This window comes from Metabacillus fastidiosus NBRC 101226, assembly GCF_001591625.1.
Taxonomy (GTDB): Bacteria; Bacillota; Bacilli; order Bacillales; family Bacillaceae; genus Metabacillus; species Metabacillus fastidiosus.
In genome coordinates this window covers 1-7,935 of record NZ_BCVG01000146.1, presented here as the reverse complement: position 1 = coordinate 7,935, position 7,935 = coordinate 1, and the positions used below count along the sequence as shown (strand labels likewise).

The window sequence follows — 7,935 nt, the reverse complement described above, 5'->3', positions numbered from 1 at the left end:
GATGGGAGTACGAATTAAAATAATAATCAGCTTTTTTATAAAAAGCAGTTCTTAAAATAGAAAAAAGGCTGTCATTTTGATCAATTTTTTTCAAAATAGATTCTTTTTATTTATCGTATGATGCTGATTTGTGAGCTGTTTTTGTAGATTTGAAATAAAGTCACGATGTTTATAAAAATGTTTGATTAAAAATCCTTTGTTGATATGCAGGATTTTTTCTTGTTCTACAAACGGGCCAAATGAATGAAAGAAGGAATCAGCAAGATGAAAGTGGACTCGGATACTGAGGAAGTGGAACATTTCTTAAATTACAAATCTATTGGAAGAGTATTAATGTGTGAAATAAACCGATTTAAGGCAGTTTTCAATATAGTGTAACAACCGGGTTAAATAACAGCAGTCACATTGTTAATTGAAGAGTAACTGGACGGATGGTTTTGAAGACAGTGGGAGATTGTTTAGAATTGATATTAGAGGGTGACCCTGAAGGACTTTAAGCATCAGGAGAAGATATAGCATTTTTTATATTTTCCCTTTTGGATTAAATAGGGACTATGTTTTCTCCCTCAAAATCGACTCGTTAGATTTTTGGGACACCCTCAATTTTTTATATTTCCGTTATTACTGGTGCTCTGTATCCTAAATTAGTCTTAACAAGGCAATTCAATTGTAAATATGCTACCTTTCCCAAACTCACTTTGTATACTAATGTTACCGCCACAAAGGTTGACAATACGTTTCACAAGTGGAAGTCCAAGCCCATACCCTGATTTTAAGTGTGAAGTATCTCCCTGATAAAATTTATCGAAAATATGAGCTCTAGTTTGGCTATCCATGCCAGCACCTTCATCCTGAATAACAAACCGAATCACCCCATTTATATTTTCAAGAGTAATAGTGATTAAGCCACCTTGATTGGAGAACTTTATAGCATTATCTAACAGGTTAAGCCAAATCTGCTGTGTCAATTCTTCCTTTCCGGTGTAAATTACTTCGTCTAATTTTACATTAACGGTTATGTCTTTTGCAGACCATTTGGGTTCCAATAAAATGATGGTTTTCCTGAGTTGCTCATCTAGTCTAAACGGGGTCTTATCTACTATAATTTCAAGATTCTCATATTTTGCTAAAGTCAGTACATTGGTAGAAAGTTCCGCTAAACGCTCGGATTCCGTTATGATAATGTCAAGATATTCCTGTCTTTCTTCCTGAGTTAGTTTATTTTCCTTTAGGAGTTTTGCAAAACCACGTAAGGAAACAATTGGGGTTTTAAATTCATGGGAAAAATTATTGATAAAATCACTTCTCAGCGTTTCAATACCCGATAGTTCTTGTGTCATTTTATTAAAACTATGAGACAGCTCTTCCAATTCACCGATCCCTTTAATATCAATCTTAGTATTAAAGTCACCGTTTGCTACCTTATGTATGGCGACAATTACCTTTCGGATTGGATTTAGTGCTATTCTGCTGAAAAACGCAGTTAAAGCAGGTCCAATAAAAATGCAGAGTAGAAAGAATATAAGCAACAATGATAGCGGACTTTCAGCATTACTTCCCATATTCTGTGAAGTAGGATGAGAAGGAGATATAACTCCAAAATGTTGTAGTAATATTAAACTACCTATAATTAAGAGAAGGGTCGCCACCATAACACAGAAAACAAAAATGACTAATGTTACAGTAAGAGTCAATCGCTTTTTAATAAAAACTCTCACGTGTTTTTCACCGCCTTATAACCTAGTCCACGTACTGTCACAATTTCAAATTCTGTCCAATCCCTAAACTTATCCCGAAGTCGATTAATATGGACATTGAGTGTATGATTAGCAGTTTCAGTTTCTATTCCCCAAACTTCATTCATAAGCTGCAAACGGGTAAAAATCATTTTTGGATTAGAAAGTAACTTAAATAAAAGGAGAAATTCTTTTTGAGGCAACATAACAACTGTATCTTCACGGGATACGGTGAGTGCATCATAATCAAGTATCACTTTGCCCACTTCTAGCTTGCGGTCGCTGGCAATCTTTGCTCTACGGAGAAGTGCTTTAATACGAAGGATCATTTCCTCCTCATCTAGAGGTTTTGTCATATAATCATCCGTACCAACAAGAAATCCCTGTCTTTTATCTTCAAGACTTTGCTTTGCTGAAATCATTAAGATGGGAAGAGCCTCCCATGAAAGACGAAGTTGACGTGTCAGTTCATAGCCATCCATATTGGGCATCATTAAATCAAGTACAACTAAATCAATATGCTGTTTCTCCATTAAATCAAGTGCAGCGAGCCCGTCTTCTGCGCTGAATGTTACAAAACCATTATGGTTTAAAACGATACAAATCAATTTTCTAGTATTTATATCATCTTCTACTACTAATATTTTATTCATTTGAAAGTGCCTCCTTCTATCCTCCTATTATACCTTTGAAAAATAAACTGAAAATAAACTTGTATTTTTTCATCAAGTTTATTTTCAGTTTATTTTATACTGCTAATCTATTATGTGTTCAAGCAATTAAAAAAAGGAGATTATTTGATGGAAAATATTGTTAATTTTGTTCTAGGTAATAAATTAGCCGTATGGTTGCTTACTATTATCATAACCTTATCTGGTATTTATTCAGGTACAAAGATGAAAACAGAGACGATTCCCAATATATCAGTCCCATATTTATCTGTAATGGTTGTATATTCAGGGGCAACTCCTGAAAAAGTGATGGAAGATGTATCAATTCCATTGGAACAGGTGGCAGAGGGTCTTGATCATGTAAAGACAGTGAATTCCAGCTCCAATTCCAATATGGCAAGTATTCAAATTGAGTATGAATACGGTGTTGATATGGACGAAGCTAAACGAGAGCTAGAGTCAGCAATAGGTTCAGTTAAGTTACCTGAAAAGGCACAAGAACCTACAGTATCTGCAATTAGCATGAATATGATGCCAGTTGTTGCTCTGAGTGTAACTAGTTTTAAAGAAAACATTGCAGATTTAACATCTACAGTAGAGGAAAGTCTACTTCCAAAGTTGAAAAAAATTGATGGTGTAGCAACAGCTACTACGTCTGGCCAACACACCGATGAAGTAGATGTTGTATATAACAAGGAAAAAATGTCGGAGTTAGATTTAACTGAAGATAAAGTGAAACAAGTGATTCAAGCTAGTAATCAGTCTGTTTCATTAGGTCTGTATGAATTTGAAAAAGATGAACAAGCAGTATCTATCGACGGTAAATTTATGAATGTCGATGAATTAAAAAATATGTTGATACCAGTTACGCCTAGTACTAAAAACCCTTCACCACTTGTAAAGCTAAGTGAAATTGCGGATGTAAAAGTGATAGGTAAAGTTCAATCCGTATCCCGAACAAATGGTAAAGAGGCTATTGCGATTCAAATTGTTAAGGATCCACAGGCAAACACAGTAGATGTTGTAAAAAAGGTGAAAGAAGTAGTAAAAGATGAAAAAACAAAAGTAGATGGTCTTGTTGTCGATGTGACCCTAGATCAAGGAAAGTCAATTGAAGAATCCGTTAATACTATGATCGAAAAAGCTTTATTTGGCGGTTTAGTTGCGGTATTAATTATTTTATTATTCTTGCGTGATTTAAAATCAACTATTATATCCATTATTTCGATCCCTGCTTCTATTTTCATGGCACTTCTGTTGCTTCATTGGCTGGATATTACTTTGAATATTATGACCTTGGGTGCAATTACTGTAGCAATTGGTCGTGTTATCGATGATTCCATTGTAGTAGTTGAAAATATTTATAGAAGGCTACATTTAAAAGAGGAGAAATTAACTGGCCGTGCCTTAATACGAGAAGCAACTATTGAAATGTTTAAACCAATTCTATCATCTACACTAGTAACAGTTGCCGTATTTACTCCGTTAATTTTTGTAGGTGGTATGGTTGGAGAGTTGTTTATGCCATTTGCACTAACAATGACATTCGCATTAGGAGCATCTTTGTTAGTGGCAATTACAATTGTTCCAGCATTATCACATTTTCTATTTAAAAAGAAATTGTATAGTGAGAAGACTAAAGCTAGGCATAAAGAAACAGGCGCATTATCGAACTGGTATAAGAAAGTTCTTAATGGTGCATTAAATCATAAAGTAATTACATCCATTTTAGCTATTGTTTTATTAGTTGGAAGTTTAGCTTTGACGCCGCTAATTGGATTTAGCTTTATGGGAAGCGAAGAAGAAAAAACAATGAATTTAACCTATACACCAAAAAATGGTGAACTTCGAGAAGACACTTTAAAAAATATTAAAGTGGTAGAAGAAAAAATGCTCGAACGTAAAGATATTGATGTAGTTCAATTATCCGTAACAGAAAAAGGAGATACTTCTGCTGCTATGATGGGCGGAAGTGGTGGTGCGTTAATGTATCTCATATTTGATCCAGAAACGGAGAATTTCACCGAAGTACGTGAAGAAATTGAAAAATATTTGAAAAACATTGGACAATCAGGAGAATGGAAGAGTCAAGATATGTCTTCCATATCTGGTTCTACAAACAAGGTTAGTTACACGTTCCACAGTGCAGATTTAGAGAAATTAAATCAAGCTGTGAAAGAAGCTGAAAAAGCTTTAAGTAAAAACAAGAACTTGAAAGATGTAACTTCAAGTACGAAAGATCCGTATGTTAAATATACGTTTAAAGTCGCACAAGATGAATTAATTAATTACGGTTTAACAGTAGGTCAACTTGCAATGATGTTAAGCACACAACAAACGCAAGATGTATTAACAACTGTTGAAAAAGATGGTAAAGAATTAAATGTCATAGTTCAACAAGATGAAGTTGTCCAACCAAAGTCTATCGATGATATTTTAGTTAAAGATATTCAGACAGCAACAGGAAAAACAATGCCTCTTTCCGATCTTGTTAAAGTGGAAAAAGGTTCCACTTTAAGCGCGTTGTCACGTAACAAAGGGGAATATTACGCTACTGTTTCTGGAACTGTTAAGACAGAAAATATATCAAAAGTAACTTCCGAAGTTACCAAAGAAATGGATAAGTTAGAATTATCTAAAGGGGTAACTCTAGATGTTGCGGGTGTAGCTGCGGATTATGACAGCCATTGCTACGGTTGGTGCTTTAATCCCATTAGCAGTAGGTTCCGGTGGTAGTGGATTAATCTCTAAAGGACTTGGTATTACAGTTATTGGTGGTTTAACAAGTTCTACCTTGTTAACATTGATTGTAGTTCCACTTGCTTATGAATTATTATCAAAATTTTTTAAGAAAAATCGTAAAGATGAAGTTGATAATTAATACTTCTCGAGTACAAGAGTTAAAGACAAAGATCGCTTCGGCGGTCTTTTTGTGTTGTTAAATTAAAGGAACAGCGTTCTTGTAAGATAAGAGAAATGTGAAAATAGAACAAGTTTGTGAAGAAATGTACTTAAACAATGGGGTGCTTTTGTTGAAAAAGGAACAAAAAATGATTAAACTTCTTTATAAAAAAATCATTCAATTTAACACAAGAAGAGTATGTTTTGATTAATCTTTTTTTCAAAATATGCTCTTTTCTTCACAGATCAAGGCTAATAACATTGTTCCAATTAAACTTTATTTCAAAGCTACAATAACTTATAGCTACATTTCCTAGAGACTAATAGCCTTAAAGGCTACTAAAGCAGGCTTAAGCCTAATTTTATATTTGGATATATAAGTTATAATTAACAATAATAGGAGGGTAGATTCTAAGTTAAAGTAGGTGTTGTTTTGAGTAAAATAGAATTCTATTGGAGGTTGTCCTTTTTAGTGCTGTTAGTTGGCTTGGTTATGACAAATATAATAACGAGAACTACATTTTTTACTGTAATTATTAGTATTCTTCTTTTTTATGCGGTTCCTTTTGTATTTAGAAAGAGAAAAAAACGGGAGTAATTGAAAGGAAATGGGAGATCGTAGGTTTGTTTTCTAAAGGTAGTTTTAGGGTTATTTCCCGACATGAAAATCCCGGAATTCAGCTGAAAATGGGCGAATTCCGGGATTGACTTGGATTTTAGCTTTGTAAAATGTGTTTTATGTTAACTAGAACTATATATTTTGTTAGATAACAATAAAATTGTTAAAAATGCTAGTCAATAATGGGGCACTTTCCTTTAAGAAGGAACACTGCTCATTTTTATTGAACTAAAGAACAGAAGGGTTGAAAAAGAATGAGTTTATAGAAATTAAAAATTTGGGAGGATGATAGATTGGAAAAATTTGCGTTGATTCTAATTTTAATTCTTAGTGCCTGCGGGACGACTCAACAATCAACATCTGGCGACCTAAAAACGTTCACCCATGAATTTGAACAGAATGGGCTTGCATTAAAGGCCACTATAGAGGTAGGAAAAGACATTAAAGTAGACGCATTTATTACTAATACTAGTAAGGAGACGATTATTTATAATGAGCGTTGTGGCATTCCTTTTGGAATATGGGTGAAAAAGGAAGATGCTAGTTCGTATCTGGTTACAGATAATACATTGGAAGAAAGTTGCGAAGACATATTTAATCCCGATGATTTAAGAGAAATGAAACCAAACGAAACATTTGAAAAAGAAATAACTTTTAAACGCAAGGTTCGCTTAACGAATGAACGTACTGTGAATGCATTGAGTGGTATGTATGAAATGTCCTTTTCCTTCCAACCCCATGATAATGAGAGATTCCTTTCGTCATTACCTTTAGAACTAATGAATGATAAAGAACCTGAAATAATGGCTGTGGATCAAGCAAAAGAGATGGCAAAAAAGAATAAAGAAGTGATGAAATGGTTTGACGAACATGAGAAAGAAAACATATCAATAGAATCAGAGGACGCCATTTTAAGTGAGGGGATGTGGACAGTTGCTTTTCACGCTATTCACAAAGATCGTGTTGACCGGATTATCATCAACATGAATGCTAAATCAGGGAATATTAAGGATATTCATTATGAAAAGTTAGGTAAAGACATATTGGAATTCTTAGAATAAATCGTATGACAATAGTGAAGTATGAGGAAAAACTAGATAATGATTTACAATAAATATTCAACTATTAGGTGTTTTAGTTCAATAAATAATTAAAAGGATCTTTGACTGTGAAAGATCCTTTTTACTTTGTAAAATGTGCTTTATGTTAACTAGAATGTCAATAAATACGAATTCACTTATTAAGGGGATACCTATATGAAAAAGCAGAAGATAGCTGTTGTGTTAATGCATGAAATATATGGGGTTAATAAACATATGAAATATGTACAAGAAAGGTTATTACAACAAAGGATACATGTAGTATGCCCAAATTTATTGAATAAGGAACATCCTTATACCTATTCTGAGGAAACTGCTGCTTATCAACATTTTATGCAAAATATTGGTTTTAACTATGGAATTCAACAAATTCATCAGATCATATTTGATTTGAAAGAAAGGTATCAGAAAGTAGGAGTAGTTGGATTTAGTGTTGGAGCAACTATAGCTTGGTTATGCAATAAAAATGAAATATGTGATTTTGTGATAGGTTGTTATGGATCCCAAATAAGAAACTATATAGATATTGAGCCAGTTTGTCCTACTCTTTTAATCTTTCCAACAGAAGAAAAAGCATTTAACATACATACTTTAGTGGAAACATTAGTAGAAAAAGAGAATAAAAATTTGCAGTTGAAAATTTTCCCTGGAATACATGGATTTATAGATTCATTTTCTCCTAACTATCATGAGCTATCTGCTATTCAAGCATTGCAGTGTATAGATAAGTTTTTACAAAGCAACTCTAGTTTTTGCTAATTTTATTTACTTTATTAAAAAACTTATTACTGTTTAAAATGTGTATTATGTTAACTGAATTGATAGAAGGTACTTATTTAGATATTTTAAAGTCTTATTAAACTATAGAAGCAGGATTATATAATAAGGATTAAATTTAGGAGGTGGTT

4 protein-coding genes and 1 pseudogene are annotated in these 7,935 nt (G+C 33.2%); 3 read left to right on the top strand and 2 right to left on the bottom strand.

Going from position 1 to position 7,935, the window contains the following annotated elements; translation table 11 throughout:
- Nucleotides 1-650: 650 nt before the first annotated feature.
- Nucleotides 651-1,718 carry a HAMP domain-containing sensor histidine kinase gene (locus BFA01S_RS19995; RefSeq protein WP_235843083.1) on the bottom strand — a complete coding sequence of 356 codons (1,068 nt, stop codon included), beginning with the start codon at nucleotides 1,716-1,718 and terminating at the stop codon, nucleotides 651-653.
- Nucleotides 1,715-2,389, bottom strand: coding sequence for a response regulator transcription factor (locus BFA01S_RS19990; protein WP_066235118.1), 675 nt, complete (start codon nucleotides 2,387-2,389; stop codon nucleotides 1,715-1,717). Before BFA01S_RS19990 ends, BFA01S_RS19995 begins: the two co-directional genes overlap by 4 nt.
- A gap of 147 nt (nucleotides 2,390-2,536) precedes the next feature.
- Between BFA01S_RS19990 and BFA01S_RS19985 the strand changes: the two are divergent.
- From BFA01S_RS19985 to BFA01S_RS19975, 3 genes and pseudogenes are all read left to right on the top strand, one after another.
- A pseudogene (locus BFA01S_RS19985) lies at nucleotides 2,537-5,288 on the top strand (efflux RND transporter permease subunit).
- 932 nt (nucleotides 5,289-6,220) lie between these two features.
- Nucleotides 6,221-6,988 carry a hypothetical protein gene (locus tag BFA01S_RS19980; protein WP_066235116.1) on the top strand — a complete coding sequence of 256 codons (768 nt, stop codon included), beginning with the start codon at nucleotides 6,221-6,223 and terminating at the stop codon, nucleotides 6,986-6,988.
- 195 nt (nucleotides 6,989-7,183) lie between these two features.
- Nucleotides 7,184-7,786, top strand: a complete 603-nt coding sequence (locus BFA01S_RS19975) for a dienelactone hydrolase family protein (RefSeq protein WP_066235114.1) — start codon at nucleotides 7,184-7,186, stop codon at nucleotides 7,784-7,786.
- The last annotated feature ends 149 nt before the right edge of the window (nucleotides 7,787-7,935 follow it).

What these genes read in the sequence shown, in the direction of transcription:
- BFA01S_RS19975 (WP_066235114.1), top strand. Translation starts at nt 7,184, where the DNA reads ATGAAAAAGCAGAAGATAGCTGTTGTGTTAATGCATGAAATATATGGG.
- BFA01S_RS19990 (WP_066235118.1), bottom strand. Translation starts at nt 2,389, where the DNA reads ATGAATAAAATATTAGTAGTAGAAGATGATATAAATACTAGAAAATTG.